The organism is Ectothiorhodospira shaposhnikovii (assembly GCF_047222355.1).
GTDB lineage: Bacteria > Pseudomonadota > Gammaproteobacteria > Ectothiorhodospirales > Ectothiorhodospiraceae > Ectothiorhodospira.
Genome location: NZ_CP178333.1, coordinates 1,716,171 through 1,733,578, shown reverse-complemented (window position 1 = coordinate 1,733,578; position 17,408 = coordinate 1,716,171). Strand labels below are relative to the sequence as shown.

The following is a 17,408-nucleotide window of genomic DNA, read 5'->3' as shown; positions in this document are numbered from 1 at the left end:
GCAGGTGAAGGAGCGTATTCAGGAACTGGAAAGAAGCCGTGCGTTGATGCGCTCCATCACCGAGTCGGCACGGGACGCGATCATCCTGATGGCGCCCGGTGGCCGGGTGGCCTTCTGGAATCCGGCGGCGGAAGCCCTGTTCGGCTACTCCCGGGAGGAAGCCGTCGGACAGAATCTGCATGACATGATTGTACCCGGGGGCCTGCCGGGCATCAAAAGGCGCAAGTTGGTAAATATCGAGCGCAGCGGCTGCGGCACTGCCATGGGCCGGACCCTGGAGTTGCAGGCCCGCTGCAAGGACGGCCGCGAGATCACGGTGGAGTTGTCCCTGTCCTTGCTGCATCTGGATACGGGCTGGCATGCACTGGGGATCCTCCGTGACGTCACCGACCGCAAGCAGGCCGAGCGGCGACTGATGAATCTGACCGAAAGCCTGTCCAGCATGGGACCGAATTTTGACGACAACGTCCAGAAGATCACCCGTCTGTGCGGTGAACTGTTCGGCAGCGATGCGGCCTTGTACAACCGAATGATCGACGGCAGACTCTGCAGCCTGGGCCATTGGAACAGTCCGCCGGATATGCCCCTGGAGGATGACCCCGAAGGCCATGTCTGCTATGGCCTGATCCAGGACGCCGGTCTGGAATGCCTCATCATCGAGGATCTGGAGCGCTCCCCCTATTTTGAGACGGATCCGGCGATACGGCGCTATGGCCTCAAGGCCTATTTCGGCCACAAGGTATATTGCCAGGGTGAGGCGGTGGGTTCCCTGTGTGTCGTATTTGTGCGTCACTGGCGCCCGACCGAGGAGGAACAGCGCCTGCTGACCCTGCTGGCGGCCGCACTCGGTGCCGAGGAGGAACGTCACCTTGCCATGCAGCAGTGGCATGAGGCCAAGGAGCGGGCGGAGCAGGCCAACCGGGCCAAGTCCGAATTCCTGTCCCGCATGAGTCACGAACTCAGAACGCCCATGAACGCGGTACTGGGGTTTTCCCAGTTGCTGGAAGCGGACCCGGCGTTGGGTGAGGAGCAGCAGGACAATGTGCGCGAGATCCTGCGTGGCGGTCGGCACCTGCTGGAACTGATCAACGAGATTCTGGATCTGTCACGGCTGGAGGCCGGCAAGATCGAGCTGTCCCTGGAACCGGTGGCCATGGCCTCGGTGCTGACCGAGTGTGTCATGTTGCTGCGTCCCTTGGCGGAAGAGCGGCGGATACGCCTGCATCCGAGCTGCCCCGAGACGCACGTGGTGCTGGCTGATCGCACCCGGCTCAAGCAGGTGCTGATCAATCTCATGTCCAATGCCATCAAGTACAATCGCCCGGAAGGCGAAGTGTGGCTGGAGACCCGGCTGGACACCGCGGGGGAGACGATCCGGGTGAGCGTGGCCGATACCGGCCCGGGCATCGATCCCTCGCGTCTGGACGAGTTGTTCGAACCCTTTAACCGCCTGGGGCAGGATGATGGGGCGATCACCGAGGGGACGGGCATCGGCCTGAGTATCGCCTTGCGTCTGACGGAACTGATGGGGGGCCGCATTGAAGTGGAACCCCGGCCGGGCGGTGGGAGCCTGTTCTGGTTCGAGTTGCCGGTGGCGGTGGAGGCACCTTCGATGGCGGCACCGACAGGCACCAACGGCGCCCCGCATTCCTCCTGGGACGACGGCTTGCATCACTGTGTCCTGCATGTGGACGACAATCCGGCCAACCTGCGCCTGGTGGCACAGATCCTGGCCAGGTATCCGGGCATTCGTCTGTTGCAGGCGCCCAGCGCCGATCTGGGGCTGGCCCTGGCCCGCAGCCATCGGCCGGATCTGATCATTCTGGACATCAACATGCCGGGCATGGACGGATATCGGGTATTGCAGTGCCTGCGGGAAGATGTGCAGACAGCGGCGACGCCGGTCTTTGCCCTGACCGCCAATGCCACCCAGCGGGATGTGGCCCGCGGGAAAGCCGCTGGTTTTGATGAATATCTGACCAAGCCTCTGGACATTCCGGTCTTCATGGCCCTGCTGGATCGGCAACTGGCGTCGGGGCAGCCGCCGGCGGTGGGCAGGGCTATGCCGACCAGGGAACTCACATGATGCCGCACCCCGTTTCACCGGTGGCGGATCAGGCCCTTTACCTGATCCTGCCGGGCCTGCTGATGCGCGTTGCCCGGTGGCAGGCCGACTATGGCGGCCTGGGACGCTATCCCGCGCTGGAATGGTTGTGGTCGCGGGGCCGGCCGGTCGAGTCCTGCGCGGATGCCCTGGAAACCCTGCTGTGCCGGCATTTTGGCGCCGGTGCCGATGCCCCCATGGGCGCCCTGACCCGGCTGGCCGTCACCGACGGCGTGCCCGAAGGGTACTGGCTCTGTGCCGACCCGGTGCATTTGACGGTGGGCATGGATGATCTGATCCTTTCCCGGGCCGTCGGCCCGTCGCTGACCGACGCGGAGAGCGATTCCCTGGTCGCCCGGATCAATGATCATTTTCAGGCGCGCCCCTGGACGTTGCACGCCACCGCCCCCGGGCAATGGCATCTGTACCTGGAGGCGGACCCAGGGTTGACCACGGTGCCCCTTTCCCGTGCCATGGGACAGCGGGTGGGGGGGCTGTTGCCCCGGGAGGGTGCCGCCGCCCGGGACTGGCAACGGGATCTGACGGAATTGCAGATGCTGCTGTTCGGCGCGCCGGCGAACGAGGCCCGGGAGGCCCGGGGCGAGGCCCCGGTGAACAGCCTGTGGCTCTGGGGCGGCGGCCGCTGGCCCAACCCACCACCGCCGGGGAGATGGGCGGCGGCCCACGGACGCGGCCCACTGCTGGAAGGGCTGTGCCGCTGGACCGGGACGCCCCTGCATCCCCCACCGGACACCGCCGCGGCATGGCGGACCTCCGGGCCGGTGCTGGTGGTGCTGGAAGACCTTTTTGCGGCCGCCGTCGCGGATGACCTGGAGGCCTGGATGCACGCCCTGGCCGCTCTGGAGCAGGCCTGGTTCGAACCCTTGTGTCAGGGCCTGGGGCGGGGCCGGTTCCGGCACCTGGTGATCCAGGGTGAGGATGGCCGGGGAGTATGGCTGGATGGCCGGGCGCGCTGGCGCTGGTGGCGGCGACCCCGTCCGTTCGGCGAATACCATGGGGTCGCCGACTCGGAGCACGCCCCATGAAGGCCGCCCGCAGGCTGGAACGGGCGCGGGCCGCGGTCGACGGCGCCGACCTTCTGACCCGGCTTTATGCCAACCGGGGTGTCATGGACCCGGCGGAGCTGGATCACTCCCTGTCCCGTCTGGCCCCGTTCCGTGCCCTGGGCGGGATCGATCGGGCCACGGCCCTGTTGGCCCAGGCCCTGGCCGAGGGGCAGCGGATCCTGGTGGTGGGGGATTTCGATGCCGACGGCGCCACCAGCACCGCCCTGGCCCTGCGCGCCCTGCGGGCCATGGGGGCGGCGGCAGTGGATTATCTGGTGCCGAACCGGTTCGAGTACGGCTACGGACTGACGCCGGAGATCGTGGCGGTGGCCGCGGGCCGGGGGCCGGACCTGATCATGACCGTGGACAACGGCATCTCCAGTCTGGACGGGGTGATGGCGGCCCGGGACCGGGGCATGCGGGTGCTGGTGACGGATCATCACCTGCCCGGGGCGCGGCTGCCCGAGGCCGAGGCCATCGTCAATCCCAACCTGGCCGATGACCTCTTTCCCAGCAAGGCCCTGGCCGGGGTCGGGGTGATCTTCTATGTGATGGCGGCCCTGCGCGCCCACCTGCGCGAGCAGGGCTGGTTCCAGCACCGGGGCATCCCCGAGCCCAACCTGGGCAATCTGCTGGATCTGGTGGCCCTGGGCACCGTGGCGGACGTGGTGCCCCTGGATCGCAACAATCGCATCCTGGTGGAGCAGGGGTTACGGCGCATGCGGGCCGGGCAGGCGGCGCCGGGGATCCTGGCCTTGCTGCAGGTGGCGGGCCGCAATCCGGCCCGGGCGGTGGCCACGGACCTGGGGTTTGCCGCCGGGCCGCGCCTGAATGCGGCCGGGCGCATGGACGATATGGGTATCGGTATCGAATGTCTGCTCACCGATGATCCGGTGCGCGCCCTGACCCTGGCGCAGGCCCTGGACGACCTGAACCGGGATCGCCGTGAGGTGGAGGCGCAGATGCAGGATCAGGCCCTGGACGGCCTGAGTCGGCTGCTGGAAGGCGGGCTGACGGAGACGGCGGGTCACGGCCTGTGCCTGTATGAACCGACCTGGCATCAGGGGGTGATCGGCATCGTGGCCTCCCGCATCAAGGACCGGGTGCACCGGCCGGTGATTGCCTTCGCCGATGCCGGTGACGGTCTGCTCAAGGGGTCGGCCCGCTCCATCCCCGGGCTGCATGTCCGGGATGCCCTGGATGCCATTGCCACGGCCCATCCGGGCCTGGTGAGCAAGTTCGGCGGCCATGCCATGGCGGCGGGTCTGAGCCTGCCGGTGGCGCATTTCGAGACCTTCCGGCGGGTGTTTGACGAGACCGTGCGCCGGCGTGTCGATCCGGCGGCGCTGGAAGGGGTGGTCCTCAGCGACGGCCCGCTGGCCCCCCATGAGCTGACCCTGGAGGCCGCCGAGGCCCTGCGCGCCGGGGGACCCTGGGGGCAGGGTTTCCCGGAACCCTTGTTCGACGGGGAGTTCCTGGTGCTGGAGCGACGCTGGCTCAAGGGCAGGCATCTGCGCCTGCGCCTGCGCCATCCCGAAGGGGGGGAAGCGATCACCGGCATTGCCTTCAACGCCGATCCGGATGACTGGCCGGAGGACCGGGACCGGATGCACCTGGCCTATCGTCTGGACAGCAACGAGTACCGGGGCCTGTGCTCGGTCCAGATGATGGTGGAGCACGTCTTCTGAGCGCTACATCCCCGCCATCCGCAGCACCAGGGTGGCCACGGCGAAGTACATCACGATGCCGGCCACGTCCACCACCGAGGTCACCAGGGGGGCGCTGGCGGTGGCCGGGTCCAGCCTGAACCGGGCCAGGATGAAGGGCAGTACCATGCCGAACATGCTGCCGGTGATGACCACCAGCACCATGGAGATGGCGATGGCGATGGCCACTTCCGTGCCCCCCAGCCACAGACCGATGAGCCAGACCGCCAGTCCCAGGGTGGTGCCCAGGCCCAGGGCCACCACCAACTCCTTGCCCCAGAGCCGGAACCAGTCCCGGGCCTGGACATCGCCGGTGGCCAGGGCGCGCACCATCAGGGTGGAGGCCTGGGCCCCCGCGTTGCCGCCGGAGGCGATGACCATGGGCAGGAAGAACACCAGGGCCACCACCTTCTCGATGGCCGCCTCGAAGAAGGCGATGGCGGCCCCGCTCATGATGTTCACCACCACCAGGATCACCAGCCAGCCGATGCGCTTACGGTAAAGCATGCCGGCGGTGGCATCCTTCACGCTCAGGTTGAGCACGCCCACCGAGCCCATCTTGTGAAAGTCCTCGGTGTCTTCCTTCTCCACCACGTCCATGACGTCGTCCACGGTGATGATGCCCGCCAGGATGTTGTCCTCGTCGACCACCGGCAAGGCCTGCAGGTCATAGTGGCCGATCAGGCGGGCTGCCTCTTCCCGGTCTTCCTGGGTGTGGATGCGGATCACATCCCGGTGGTAGTGCTGTTCCACTCGGGTCCGGGGACGGGAGAGCAGCAGGTCCTGGAGGCTGATCCAGCCCAGCAGGCGACCCGCGTCATCGGTGATGAACAGGGTGTTGAGGGTCTCCCCCACATGGGCCTGTTCACGCACATGATCCAGGGCCTCGCGCACGGTCCAGGCAGGGGAGAGGGCCACGAACTCCGGGGTCATGAGACGGCCGGCGCTGTGCTCCGGGAAGGCCAGCAGGGCCTTGAGCACCTGCTGGTCCGCCTCCGGCAGCATCTCCATCAGGGAATCGGTGTGTTCATCCGGCAGTTCGTCCAGGATGGCGGCGGCATCGTCGTAGGACAGTTCACCGATGAGGCGCGTCTTTTCCTCGTCGGTGAGATCCTCCAGCAGCTCGGTCTGCAGGCCGGTATCCAGGTAGGCATAGACCGAGGAGGCCCGCTCCGGCGGCAGCAGCTGCATCAGCCGCACCCGTTCGGCCCGCGCCAATCCGGGCAGCAGGGCGTGGGCGATGTCCGGCTCCGCCAGATCCGCCAGCAGGGCCTGGATGCACTCCCAGTCCTGTTCCACCAGCAGGGCGGGTAGATCGGCCAGGCCGGGGCGTTCCAGGGTGGCAGTCTCGGTCATGTCACAGGCCTCCACCGGCGGCGGGCAGGTTCAGAATCGCCACGGCCAGGCTGAAATAGATCAGGATGCCGGCCACGTCCGCCACCGAGGTCACCAGGGGGGCGCTGGCGGTGGCCGGGTCCAGGCGCGCCAGGCTGAGGATGAAGGGCAGTATCATTCCCACCATGCTGCCCACCACCACCACCATGGCCATGGCCATGGCCACCAGCAGGGCGATCTCGGGGCCGCCCCGCCACAGGCCCACTGCCGAGACGGCAATGCCCATGGTCAGGCCCAGGGAGGTGGCCACCAACAGCTCCTTGCCCCAGAGCCGGAACCAGTCGGAGGATTTCACGTCTCCCGTGGCCATGGCCCGGACCATCAGGGTGGAGGCCTGGGCCCCCGCGTTGCCGCCGGAGGCGATGATCAGGGGCAGGAAGAACACCAGCACCACCACCGCCGAGATGGTGTCCTCGAAACTGGCGATGGCGATGCCGCCGAACATGTTCAGGAACACCAGCACCAGCAGCCAGCCGATGCGCTTGCGGTAGAGCAGCGAAGGCCGGGCATCCCGCAGGCTCAGGTTGAGGGCGCCCACCGAGCCCAGCTTGTGGAAGTCCTCGGTGGTTTCTTCCTTCACCACGTCCATCACGTCATCCACGGTGACGATGCCCAGCAGCACCCCGTCATCGTCGGTGACCGGCAGCACTTCCAGGTCATAGTGCTGGATCAACCGGACCGCCTCGGCCCGATCCGCGTTGACGGAAAGGGTGATCATGGGCTCGGTGCCCAGGCTGGAGACCGGCTCGTCGGCCCGGCCCATGACGAAACGCCCCAGGGGGATGCTGGTCAGCAGGCGACGCTCGTCATCGATGACGAAGATCACGTTGGCCATCTCGCCCCGTGCCTTCTGCACCCGGATGAAGTCCAGACTGTCCTGGATGGACCAGTCCGCCGCCACGGCGACGAACTCGGGGGTCATCAGGCGCCCGACGCTGTTATCCGGGTAGTCCAGCAGGGTGAGGGCACGGCGGATGGCGCGAAAGGGCAACAGCCGCAGCAGCCGGCGCACCTCGTCCCGGGGCAGATCCTCCAGCAGGGCGGTGAGGTCGTCGGGCAGCATCTCCGACAGGATATGGCGGGCATCGGCCTGGGCGATGCGGTCCAGCAGGGCGTGCTGGTGATGGGGATCCAGGTAGGAAAAGACGTCCACCTTGCGGCCGCGGGCAAGGGCGTTGAAAACCCGTTCCACGGCATCATCTTCCAGGGCCATCAGCACATGGGCGATGTCCTGGATGCGCATGGAGTCCAGGGTACGGCGCAGGGCCTCGTGCTCGTCCCGCGCCAGGAGTTCGCGGATCTCGGGCAGGTATTGTTCGAATTCCAACTCCATCGGCAGCCTCCGCCAAGGACACACTCCATCCGCGGCAACGGATGGCACGGGGGAGGGTCGCTCAAGCGATGCGTGTTACGGGAACCGGGGACGGCGCCATGGGCATCGGCCGCCTCTGGGTGCAGGGCGGTCGATTATAGCAATCCGTCCGGCGCTACGGAATGTCTCGTGACAGCCCGTCAACCCGGGCGCCGTGACTGACTTCGCCGTAAAGCGCCAGCATGCGCGCGGCCATCTCCGGCGCACTCCAGGCCAGGGCGCATTGCCGGGCCTGGTGCGACAGGGTCTGTTGCAGCTCCGGATCGGACAGCAGTCGGATGGCCTGTCGCGCCAGGTCCCGGTCATCCGCCGCCACCAGGGCGCCCTCGCCGGTGGAGAGGATGTCCCGGGTACCCATGACGGCGGTGGAGACCACCGGCACGCCCAGGGCCATGGCCTCCAGCAGAACCAGTCCCTGGGTTTCGGTGCGGGAGGCGAAGACGAAGCCGTTGCCGGCCCGGTAGCAATCCAGCAGGGTGGTGCGCCGATCCAGGTAACCGGCAAACCGTATCGCCGGTTCCAGCCCCAGTTGCCCGGTAAGGCGGCGGATATGGCCCATGGCGGGTCCGTCGCCGGCGATCACCAGCATGGCGTCGGGGATGGTCCGGCGGACGTCGACCATCATGTGCAGCAGGGCATCGATGTTCTTCTCGAAGGCAATCCGTCCCACATGAACCAGCAGGGGGGTGTCGTGGTCGATGCCCATGCGGTGGCGGAACGCGGCGCCGTCCCCGCCGGCGAAGGCCTCCTGATGAATCCCCGTGGGGATGATGGACATGGGGGTTTTCACCCCGTAGCCCGTCAGGATCTCGGCCATGGCCCGGGAGGGGACGACGACCGCATCCACCTGATTGCACTGACGCCGTGACAGGTGACGCGCCACGGATCGCATCCAGGTCCGGGGCAGAAAGGAGAGGTAATGGAACAGGTATTCCTCGAAATAGGTATGGTAGGACTCTACCACCGGGATGCCCAGTCGCCGTCCCAGGGCCAGACCTGCGTGATGGGCCACGAAGGGGGTGTGCACATGGATGAGGTCGAACCCTTCCCGGGCCAGTTCATCGGCATGGGCCATGATCCGCCGGGCCTTCATCATCCGGTCCTCCGGGTCCAGGACCACGTAGCGGGAGGGGATGCGCAGGATATGGGATTCTCCCTCATGTCCCGCGGGGTAGGCCGGCGCGATCAGGGTGACGTCATGCCCTTCCCGGCGCAGCTGACGCCGGAAGGTGGCGATGGAAGTGGAGACACCGTTGATGCGAGGGAAGAACACATCACTGATCATCAGGATCTTCACGGGCCGGTGCACTCCCCTTGGGTATCAGGATCGGCCCGCCGGGGCCGTTTCGGCCGCTGATGTTAAGGTTTTCACATGACGATTCTGTGAACGGAGGATTCGTAGTCATGGACTATCGGCAGACGCAGACCACAGAGCCGACGACCGTCGCCGCCCGGGAAGCCCTGGTGGTGCTGGAGGCGGTGAGCAAGTCCTTTCGGGAGGGCGGGAAGGCACGGGTAGTGCTGGACCGGGTGACGGCTCGGATCCATGCTGGCGAGATCGTGGCCCTGGTGGGACGCTCCGGCTCGGGCAAGTCCACGCTGCTGAACCTGATCTGCGGCATCGAGGCCCCGGATCATGGCAGGATCCTGGTGGAAGGTCGGCGCCTGGACAGCCTGGCCGAGCGTGACCGGACCCTCCACCGTCGCGCCCGGGTGGGCTTCATCTACCAAATAGCGCCGCAGTGCTCCGCCTATAGCCGCTCAGCGGCTTAGGGAGTGGTGAAGCGGCGCATGGCGCGTAGCGCCATCACTCCGGTGCTTCCTGCTGTTCGATGTATTGCTTCAGGACCGATAGCGGCGCACCGCCGACGCTGATGATGCAGTAGCTGCGAGACCAGAACACCGGCTTGTGCCAGTAGTAGCGCCGTATGTGTTCCCCGTACTCCTTGCGGATCAGTCGCGAGGTGACGGTCTTGAGATTATTCACGAACGCAGATGGCGCGGTGCGCGGCGTCAGCTCCAGGAGCAGATGCACATGATCCGGTTCGCCGTTGAACTCCAGAACCTCGCCTTCCCACCTTTTGGTGGTAGCACGGACGATTTCTTCCAGGCGAAAAAGCATTGGTCTCGTGATGCACTTGCGCCGGTACTTGGTGACGATAACCAAATGATACTGGAGCCGATATGTGCAATGGTAGAGCCGTTTTAGCGGTTGCGAGTCCATAATAACCAAGTATACTTTCAGCATGGTCCAGCGCAAAGTCACATATCGGCTTTACCCCACGGCGGCCCAGATCTCTGCCTTGGAGCACCAACGCTGGGTCCACTGCCTGTTGTGGAACGAGGCGCTGGCCGAACGACGCCAGGCTTGGAGCGAGCGGCAGGAGTCGTTGGGCTTCTCGGCCCAGTGCAAGCGGCTGACCGAGTGGCGCACCCAATCGAAGCTCCTGCGCGATATCAACGCCCAGTCCGAACAGGTCACCCTCAAGCGTCTGGATCTGGCGTTCCAGCACTTCTTTCGCCGTATCAAAAACGGCGAAACGCCCGGTTTTCCCCGCTTCAAGCCGCTGCACCGTTTCAAGGGTTGGGGCTATAAGACCCACGGTGACGGCTGGCGTCTGATGACCAACGAGCGGATGAAGCACGGGACGCTGAGGCTCAGTGGAATCGGCAAGGTTGCCATCCGGGGCAAACCCCGCACCCCAGGCACGCCGAAGACCTGCGAGCTGTTTTGTCGCAACGGGCGCTGGTACGCATCGGTGACGCTGAACTGCGAGCCTGCGCGTCAACGCGGCGACACACTGGGCGGTCTGGATTGGGGGCTGGAAACCTTCGCCACCGTGGCCACGCCAGCAGGGACCGAGACCATCGATAACCCGCGCTACCTGGCTAGGACACTGGACGAAATCCGCCGGGTCCAGCGCGATATTTCCCGCAAGGAGGGGGCGGCCAGGAAAGCGTCCGGGAAGACGCGCCGGTTTCCCGTTTCCAACCGTCTCCAGAGGGCATACGAGCATTTGCGTCGCCTCCACCGCAAGGTGGCGAACCAGCGCCACGATTTTCAGCATCAGACGACAGCGCGGCTTGTTGGGCAATTCGCTGTCCTGGGCCTGGAGGCACTGAACATCCGCACCATGACCGCTTCGGGCGGTCAGTACAAAAAGGGCTTGAACCGCAGCATCCTCGATGCCGCTGGCGGTGCCTTCCATCAATTGCTCGGGTACAAAGCGGAAGAGGCTGGGACCTGGGCGATGGAGGCTCCGACGCGGCATCTCAAGCCCTCGCAGACCTGTCACGCCTGCGGGCGGCAGGAGAAGAAGCCGCTCGGCCAGCGGCGTCATGAGTGCCCCTGTGGCGCGTCCTGCTCGCGGGACGAAAACGCCGCTCGGGTCTTGATGAACTGGGCCAAGCAGCAGTTATCCGGTCGGGAACCTGGCCGATGCGTGGAGGGCGGTAAGACCGAATCATCCCCGGATGATCCGGCACGCCCCGTGAAGCGCGAAACTCACGCCATAGCCTGAAAGGCTTGGCGGGAGTAGTTCATCAGTTTTTCAATCTGATCCCCACTCTGACGGTGGCGGAAAACGTGGCTCTGCCCCTGGAACTCAACGGTGTGCCCACCGGGGAGCGGATGCGACGGGTCATGGCCTTGCTGCAAACGGTGGACCTGGCGGACCGGCGCGATACCTTCCCCGATCGCCTCTCCGGTGGTGAACAGCAGCGGGTGGCCATTGCCCGGGCCCTGGTCCACGAACCGCCCCTGCTGCTGGCGAATGAACCCACCGGCAATCTGGATGCGGAAACCGGGGCCCGGGTGATGGCACTGCTGCATGGGCTGGCAAGGGAGCAGGGACGCACGCTGGTGCTGGTGACCCACAGTCCGGAGGTAGCGGCCCTGGCCGACCATGTCTGGGAACTGGTGGATGGTCATCTGCAGTCTCGGGGGACGTCATGAAGCGGCTGACGGCCCGGGCCCTGATCCGGGATCACCGCCGCCATCCCTGGAACCTGATCTTTGCCGTCCTGGGCGTGGCCCTGGGGGTGGCCATCGTGGTGGCGGTGGACATTGCCAACAGTAGTGCCTCCCGCGCCTTTGGGCTGTCCATGGAGACGGTCACGGGGCGGACCACCCACCAGCTCGTTGGCGGCCCCGGCGGACTGGAGGAAGGGCTCTACACGCAGCTGCGCCTGCAGGGATTCCGGGACAGTGCCCCGGTGGTGGAGGGTCATGCGCGGATCCACGGCGAGACCTTCATCCTGCTGGGGCTGGAACCCTTTGCCGAACGGCCTTTCCGGGACCATGCCGCCGGCGGCCGGGACGGGCGTATCAACCGCCTGATCACCGCCGCCGGCGAGATTCACGCCCAGTCCATGGCCATTTTCGACCGCACCTTCGCCGTCACCCATGTTCTGCGGCTGCTTACCGTGGGGGTGGCCTTCATCGGCATCCTCAGTGCCCTCATGGCCCTGCAACTGGAGCGGTCCCGTGAGCACGCGGTATTGCGGGCCACCGGCATGACCCCCTTGCAGTTGGCGGGCATGGTGACCTTGCAGAGCCTGCTGCTGGGCCTGGCCGCCGGTCTGGCGGCGATCCCCCTGGGAATGCTCATGTCCGATGTCCTGATCGAGGTGATCAATCAGCGTTCCTTCGGCTGGAGCATGACCCGGACCCTGCCGCCGGCGGTACTGGTCGAGGGGCTGCTGCTGGCCCTGACGGCATCCCTGCTGGCCGGTGCATATCCCGGCTATCGCATGGCCCGGGTGCGTCCAGCCGAACATCTGCGGGAGGCGTAGCCCATGTGGATCCGGAAACCATTCCCTGGCGTACTGACCCTGGTCTTGTCGGTCGTGTGGCTGACGGCCTGCAGTCCCGGACCCGGTGTGCCCGAGGCGCAGCCCCTGGATGCCATGACCCTGCTGGGCGGCGACCTGGATGAGGGCTTTGAACGCGCCATCAAGCCCCGGACCTTCCTCTTTCCCGAGGATCACGGCCCCCATCCCGGGTTTCGCAACGAGTGGTGGTATATCACCGGCAACCTGGACGACGAGGCGGGGCGTCGGTTCGGCTATCAGATCACCTTCTTCCGGGTAAGCCTGACACCGACGGTCCCGGAATCCGCCTCGGCCTGGGCCACCAACCAGGTCTGGATGGCCCATCTGGCGGTCACGGACGTGGCGGGTATCGGGCATCGCGCCTTCGAGCGGTTTTCCCGGGGCGCCATGGGGCTGGCCGGGGCACGGTTGGACCCATTCCGGGTCTGGCTGGATGATTGGGTGCTGGCATCCGATGGGGGCAATGACTTTCCCTGGCGGCTGACGGCCTCATCCGGCGACATCGAGCTTGAGCTTAGGCTGATGCCGCAAAAGCCCCATGTCCTGCAGGGGGACCGGGGCCTGAGCCGCAAGTCCGCGGCACCGGGCAATGCCTCTTACTACTATTCCTTCACCCGTCTGCGGACCGAGGGGGTGATTCGTATCCAGGGACGCGAACATGGGGTGTCCGGCCTGTCCTGGATGGACCGGGAGTGGAGCACCAGCGCGCTGGAGGAGGGGCAGGTGGGGTGGGACTGGTTTTCCCTGCAGCTGGCGGACGGGCATGACGTGATGTACTACCGGTTCCGGCGGGAAGACGGTAGCGAGGATCCCTTCAGCAAGGGATTGTGGGTGACGCCGGAGGGAGAATCCGCGGTGATCGGAGTCGATCAGGCCCGTCTGGAAGTGCTGGAACGCTGGACCGGACCGACGGGGCATCGCTACCCGGTGGCCTGGCGCTTGCATCTGCCGGTGCAGGGGCGGGTCATGGAGATCCGGGCGGTGCGTCCGGATCAGGAGATGGATCTTTCGGTGCGTTACTGGGAAGGGGCGGTGGATGTGCTGGAGGCAGGCGAGGTGACCGGACGGGGCTATGTGGAGCTGACGGGGTATTGAAGCATTTCAGCCGCTGTTTTTGGTATGGTCGGCTGTGTCGACTGCCATCGGGAGGTTTCATGGATAAGGGGTATACAAGACATTACGGCAAGATCATCCGGATCTGGGATCTGCCCACTCGGCTCTTTCACTGGTCCCTGGTGATCCTGCTGTTCGGGCTGTGGTACACCAGCCGGGACGTGATGACCCTGCATTGGCACATGTGGCTGGGATACGCACTGATCGCCCTGCTGCTGTTCCGGATCCTCTGGGGGGTGATGGGGACCCGGTCGGTACGCTTCTCGGATTTTCTCGCCGGTCCGGTGACGGTGTTCCAGTATTTCAAGGGCCTGTTCACCGGCGATGGCCATCGGCATCCCGGTCACAATCCCATGGGGGGCTGGGCGGTGATGATCATGCTGGGCCTTTTGATGTTCCAGTCCTTCACCGGTCTGTTTGCCAATGATCAGATCTTCAACCGGGGACCCTTCGCCCGCATGGTGTCTTCGTCCACCAGTGACTGGCTGACCGGCCTGCACAAGCTCAACTTCGACCTGATCCTGATCATGGTGGGCATCCATGTCACGGCCGTGCTGCTGTACTGGCTGCTGAAGCGGGATAACCTGATCCTGCCCATGATCACCGGGCGCAAGCGGGTGACCTGGTACGGGGCCGAGGATGTGAAGTTTGCCAACGTGTGGTGGGCGGTGCTGCTGCTGGCGGTCTGTTCCGCTCTGGTGTGGGCGGGGATCACCTACATTCCCTGATGCCGGAGGGTTTCCCCTCAGGCATGGGCAGGGGGGCGGCCCCCCTGCCTCCCGATCAGCGGCGGGAAATCCGGAAATCGTCGTGACAGGTCCGGCAGGCCTGACCCAGACGACCGATCTCCATGCGGATCTCGCGCTCGCCGGCATCACTGTTCACCACCTCCAGCAGACGGGCGGCCTGAGCCTCGAAATTGCGGGCCAGCTCATCGAAGCGGGCGCGGTTGGTCCAGACTTCCGGCTTGGAGGCGGTGTCACCCAGATCGGAACCGTCCACATAACCCTGCCAGGGCAGATCGGCGGTGCGGGCCATCTGTTCGGCATGCTTGGCCAGGACCTCGCGGTCAAAGGGTCTGTCGCCCTGGGCCATGGCGCCCATGGGACCCATGTTCCACTTGAAGACCTGGAACACGGCCTTGCGATACTCGATGGCATCATCCGCTTCCACGGCCCATGCGGTGCCCGCGGCCAAAGTCAGGACCAGTCCGGCAATCAGTGCCCTTGCTGTGGTCTTCATGGTGTCGTACCTCCGGTGTGACTGAGTATGGAGGCGCAAGTGTATCAATTCCTTCTAAGCATGTAATGGCCGCTTCGATAGAACCACAAGGGCATGTTCAAGGATCCACCTTGCCTGCCGAAAACATCGGCAAGGGTTATAAAGGTTAGACGTGGGAGGTGTCTTCATATTCCTCCGATCCGATACTGCTCCGTGTCGGTGGCCAATTCAGGAGAAATTTCATGGGAATCAGTCTTACCATCCGTCAGCGCTTGATTCTGATGATATCGGCAGCCTTGCTGTTGATGTCCGGCATCGCCTTCATGGGATGGACCGGCCTTTCCCAGGCGGAGCGCCAGCTCAAAACCGTCTATGACGACAGGCTGGTGCCCATGGGTCAACTGGGTCGGATCAGCGAATTGCTCATGGATTCCCGGATGAGGTTGCGCATGGCAGTGAGTGATCCCAGTCAGAGCGTGATCGAGGGTGCCTTGCAACGGGTGCGGGAGAACAGGCAGACCATGGAGCGTATCTGGGCGGATTACATGCAGACCTTTCTCACGCCCAGGGAAGCCCAGCTGGCCTCAAGTTTCGAACGTCAATGGGCCGACCTGGATCGACGGGGGTTGAACCGGGTCGTTGAGGCGTTGGAGGTGTGGGATTGGGACGGGGCGGAGCGTCTGCTGCAAGGCGAGGTGGCCCAGACCTATCAGCAAGCCAGCGACGGCCTCAGGGCATTGATGGATCTTCAGCTGGAGGTGGCCCAGCAGGTCTATGAGGATGCCCTGGTCCTACATGTTCGTATCCGCAACGGCATGATCCTGTTACTTCTGCTGGCCTTTTCCGTCACGGTTGCAGGGGGAGTATTGCTGCTCGGTCGCATGACTTCCACCGTGAATCAGCTGGTGACGGCCAGCGTCCAGATGGCAGACGGCGATCTCAGGGTGGTTGTCACCGAAAGCGGGAATGATGAGCTGACCCGGGTGGCCCAGGCTTTCAATCGCATGGGCGACAGCTTCCGCACCATTCTCGGTCAGGTTAATGGGGCAACGGCGCAGCTGGCGGCCGCCTCTGAACAGCTCTCCGCAGTGACGGATCAGACCTTGCGTCGCGTCGGTGAGCAGCAGTCCCAGACGGAACTGGTGGCCACAGCCATGAACGAGATGACGGCCACCGTGGTCGAGGTCGCCCGTAGTGCCTCGGAGGCATCGGCGGCCGCGGCGAAGGCCAACGACGAATCCCGCGAATCCCAGGCCATCTCGACCCAGGCCATCCAGGCCATCCAGGACCTGGCCGGCGAGATCAGCCGCGCCGCCGACGTGATCCAGAAGCTGGAGGCGGACAGCGAGAAGATCGGGGCGGTGCTGGACGTCATCCAGGGCATTGCCGAGCAGACCAACCTGCTGGCCCTGAACGCGGCCATCGAGGCCGCCCGGGCCGGGGAGCAGGGACGCGGGTTTGCGGTGGTGGCGGACGAGGTGCGCACCCTGGCCAGCCGGACCCAGACCTCCACCCGGGAGATCGAATCCATGATCAAGACGCTGCAGGATGGCGCCAGGGCCGCCGTGCAGGTGATGCAGTCGGGCCGCAAGCGGGCGGAGGACACCTCGGCCGGAGCCGGCGAGGCGGACAAGTCCCTGCGCACCATCGTCGCCGCGGTGGGCACCATCACCGACATGAGCAGCCAGATCGCCAGCGCGGCGGAGGAGCAGAGCGCCGTGGCCGAGGACATCAACCAGAATGTGGTGCGCATCAGCGAGAGCGGTCATGACGTCTCCTCCGGGGCCCAGGAAACCGCCCAGGCTGCCCATGATCTGGCCCGTCTGGCGGCCGAACTCAGGAGTTCGGTGGAGCGATTCAGGATTTAGCCGTGGCTGTATTCCGACCGCGCAACTGGGTATGCTTGCGGGATGAACATACGCTGCATCACCTTCGACCTGGATGACACCCTGTGGGACTGTGCCCCGGTGATCCAGAACGCGGAACGGGTCTTTCATGACTGGCTCGGGGTCCACTATCCACGCATTGCCGAGCGTCATGGCCTGGAGGACATGATCCGTCACCGTCAGGCCTGGTTTGCCGAGCGCCGGCACCTGCACTACGACATGACCCGGCTGCGCAAGCACTGGTTGCGCAGCCTGGCGGCCCAGTCGGGCTATGGGGACGAACTGGTGGAACCGGCGTTCCGGGTGTTCTGGGAGGCCCGCAACCAGGTTTCCCTCTACGATGACGTGCTGGAGACCCTGGATCGTCTGCGGGGGCATTTCCGCATCGGCGCCATCACCAACGGCAATGCCTGCGTGCATCACATCGGCATCGGTGATCGGTTCGATTTCGTGATCACCTCCGCCGCCGCCGGGGCCGCCAAGCCATCGGCGCGGATTTTCACCGCCGCCCTGGACGAGGCCGGCGTGGCCGCGTCCGAGACCCTGCACGTGGGAGATGACGCGGAGCGGGATGTGCGTGGCGCGGCCCGGGTGGGGATGCGCACCGCCTGGGTCAATCCCCGTTCCCTGGCCTGGGAGAGCGGCGGCTCGCCACCGGATCTGACCCTGCGGTCGGTGTCGGAACTGCCGGCCCGGCTGTTGCCTCGCTGA

General features: G+C 65.5%; 16 protein-coding genes. 11 read left to right on the top strand and 5 right to left on the bottom strand.

What is annotated here, in order from left to right:
- Window positions 1-4 precede the first annotated feature (4 nt).
- From ACLF6L_RS07925 to recJ, 3 genes are read left to right on the top strand one after another with little or no spacing between them, the layout of a single operon-like run.
- Window positions 5-2,086, top strand: a complete 2,082-nt coding sequence (locus ACLF6L_RS07925) for an ATP-binding protein (RefSeq protein ID WP_412851359.1) — start codon at window positions 5-7, stop codon at window positions 2,084-2,086.
- Window positions 2,083-3,150, top strand: coding sequence for a hypothetical protein (locus tag ACLF6L_RS07920; RefSeq protein ID WP_412851358.1), 1,068 nt, complete (start codon window positions 2,083-2,085; stop codon window positions 3,148-3,150). The genes ACLF6L_RS07925 and ACLF6L_RS07920 overlap by 4 nt, the downstream gene beginning before the upstream one ends.
- Window positions 3,147-4,859: a single-stranded-DNA-specific exonuclease RecJ gene (recJ, locus tag ACLF6L_RS07915; RefSeq protein WP_412851357.1), complete on the top strand. Its 1,713-nt coding sequence runs from the start codon at window positions 3,147-3,149 to the stop codon at window positions 4,857-4,859. Before ACLF6L_RS07920 ends, recJ begins: the two co-directional genes overlap by 4 nt.
- 3 nt (window positions 4,860-4,862) lie before the next feature.
- On the opposite strand, the gene mgtE (ACLF6L_RS07910) is transcribed toward recJ, so the two are convergent.
- The 3 genes from mgtE (ACLF6L_RS07910) to ACLF6L_RS07900 form a co-directional block, all read right to left on the bottom strand.
- Complete coding sequence (mgtE, locus tag ACLF6L_RS07910) at window positions 4,863-6,233, bottom strand: magnesium transporter (RefSeq protein ID WP_412851356.1); 1,371 nt, start codon at window positions 6,231-6,233, stop codon at window positions 4,863-4,865.
- Window position 6,234: 1 nt separating this feature from the next.
- The gene (gene mgtE / locus ACLF6L_RS07905) at window positions 6,235-7,605 is read right to left on the bottom strand and encodes a magnesium transporter (RefSeq protein WP_238616939.1); all 1,371 of its coding nucleotides are present in this window, start codon (window positions 7,603-7,605) and stop codon (window positions 6,235-6,237) included.
- 154 nt (window positions 7,606-7,759) lie between these two features.
- Entirely contained in the window at window positions 7,760-8,941 is a 1,182-nt protein-coding gene (locus ACLF6L_RS07900; protein ID WP_238616940.1) for a glycosyltransferase, read from the bottom strand.
- 107 nt (window positions 8,942-9,048) lie between these two features.
- Between ACLF6L_RS07900 and ACLF6L_RS07895 the strand changes: the two genes are divergently transcribed.
- Entirely contained in the window at window positions 9,049-9,417 is a 369-nt protein-coding gene (locus tag ACLF6L_RS07895; protein ID WP_412851355.1) for an ATP-binding cassette domain-containing protein, read from the top strand.
- A 34-nt stretch (window positions 9,418-9,451) separates the two neighbouring features.
- Here ACLF6L_RS07895 and tnpA read toward each other — a convergent pair whose 3' ends face one another.
- Window positions 9,452-9,868 (bottom strand): IS200/IS605 family transposase, encoded by a 417-nt coding sequence (tnpA, locus tag ACLF6L_RS07890; protein ID WP_412852764.1) that lies wholly within the window; start codon window positions 9,866-9,868, stop codon window positions 9,452-9,454.
- 22 nt (window positions 9,869-9,890) lie between these two features.
- Here tnpA and ACLF6L_RS07885 point away from each other — a divergent pair, with 22 nt between their 5' ends.
- Genes ACLF6L_RS07885 through ACLF6L_RS07865 form a run of 5 tightly spaced genes read left to right on the top strand, consistent with a single transcriptional unit; the run spans window position 9,891 to window position 14,318 of the window.
- Window positions 9,891-11,165, top strand: coding sequence for an RNA-guided endonuclease InsQ/TnpB family protein (locus tag ACLF6L_RS07885; RefSeq protein WP_412851354.1), 1,275 nt, complete (start codon window positions 9,891-9,893; stop codon window positions 11,163-11,165).
- Window positions 11,166-11,170: 5 nt separating this feature from the next.
- Entirely contained in the window at window positions 11,171-11,599 is a 429-nt protein-coding gene (locus tag ACLF6L_RS07880) for an ABC transporter ATP-binding protein (protein WP_412851353.1), read from the top strand.
- The gene (locus tag ACLF6L_RS07875; RefSeq protein WP_412851352.1) at window positions 11,596-12,438 is read left to right on the top strand and encodes an FtsX-like permease family protein; all 843 of its coding nucleotides are present in this window, start codon (window positions 11,596-11,598) and stop codon (window positions 12,436-12,438) included. The genes ACLF6L_RS07880 and ACLF6L_RS07875 overlap by 4 nt, the downstream gene beginning before the upstream one ends.
- Window positions 12,439-12,471: 33 nt before the next feature.
- Complete coding sequence (locus ACLF6L_RS07870) at window positions 12,472-13,572, top strand: lipocalin-like domain-containing protein (protein ID WP_412852762.1); 1,101 nt, start codon at window positions 12,472-12,474, stop codon at window positions 13,570-13,572.
- Between the two features lie 59 nt (window positions 13,573-13,631).
- Window positions 13,632-14,318 carry a cytochrome b/b6 domain-containing protein gene (locus ACLF6L_RS07865; protein ID WP_412851351.1) on the top strand — a complete coding sequence of 229 codons (687 nt, stop codon included), beginning with the start codon at window positions 13,632-13,634 and terminating at the stop codon, window positions 14,316-14,318.
- Between the two features lie 55 nt (window positions 14,319-14,373).
- Here ACLF6L_RS07865 and ACLF6L_RS07860 read toward each other — a convergent pair whose 3' ends face one another.
- The gene (locus ACLF6L_RS07860) at window positions 14,374-14,832 is read right to left on the bottom strand and encodes a c-type cytochrome (RefSeq protein ID WP_238616943.1); all 459 of its coding nucleotides are present in this window, start codon (window positions 14,830-14,832) and stop codon (window positions 14,374-14,376) included.
- Between the two features lie 221 nt (window positions 14,833-15,053).
- Between ACLF6L_RS07860 and ACLF6L_RS07855 the strand changes: the two genes are divergently transcribed.
- Window positions 15,054-16,679, top strand: coding sequence for a methyl-accepting chemotaxis protein (locus tag ACLF6L_RS07855; protein ID WP_412851350.1), 1,626 nt, complete (start codon window positions 15,054-15,056; stop codon window positions 16,677-16,679).
- Window positions 16,680-16,721: 42 nt separating this feature from the next.
- A complete protein-coding gene (locus ACLF6L_RS07850; protein WP_412851349.1) occupies window positions 16,722-17,408 on the top strand; it encodes an HAD family hydrolase in 687 nt (228 codons plus the stop codon).

Coding starts and splice junctions, on each gene's coding strand:
- ACLF6L_RS07850 (WP_412851349.1), top strand. CDS start 16,722: ATGAACATACGCTGCATCACCTTCGACCTGGATGACACCCTGTGGGAC.
- ACLF6L_RS07855 (WP_412851350.1), top strand. CDS start 15,054: ATGGGAATCAGTCTTACCATCCGTCAGCGCTTGATTCTGATGATATCG.
- ACLF6L_RS07885 (WP_412851354.1), top strand. CDS start 9,891: ATGGTCCAGCGCAAAGTCACATATCGGCTTTACCCCACGGCGGCCCAG.
- mgtE (WP_412851356.1), bottom strand. CDS start 6,233: ATGACCGAGACTGCCACCCTGGAACGCCCCGGCCTGGCCGATCTACCC.
- ACLF6L_RS07875 (WP_412851352.1), top strand. CDS start 11,596: ATGAAGCGGCTGACGGCCCGGGCCCTGATCCGGGATCACCGCCGCCAT.
- mgtE (WP_238616939.1), bottom strand. CDS start 7,605: ATGGAGTTGGAATTCGAACAATACCTGCCCGAGATCCGCGAACTCCTG.
- ACLF6L_RS07920 (WP_412851358.1), top strand. CDS start 2,083: ATGATGCCGCACCCCGTTTCACCGGTGGCGGATCAGGCCCTTTACCTG.
- ACLF6L_RS07865 (WP_412851351.1), top strand. CDS start 13,632: ATGGATAAGGGGTATACAAGACATTACGGCAAGATCATCCGGATCTGG.
- tnpA (WP_412852764.1), bottom strand. CDS start 9,868: ATGGACTCGCAACCGCTAAAACGGCTCTACCATTGCACATATCGGCTC.
- recJ (WP_412851357.1), top strand. CDS start 3,147: ATGAAGGCCGCCCGCAGGCTGGAACGGGCGCGGGCCGCGGTCGACGGC.
- ACLF6L_RS07895 (WP_412851355.1), top strand. CDS start 9,049: ATGGACTATCGGCAGACGCAGACCACAGAGCCGACGACCGTCGCCGCC.
- ACLF6L_RS07860 (WP_238616943.1), bottom strand. CDS start 14,832: ATGAAGACCACAGCAAGGGCACTGATTGCCGGACTGGTCCTGACTTTG.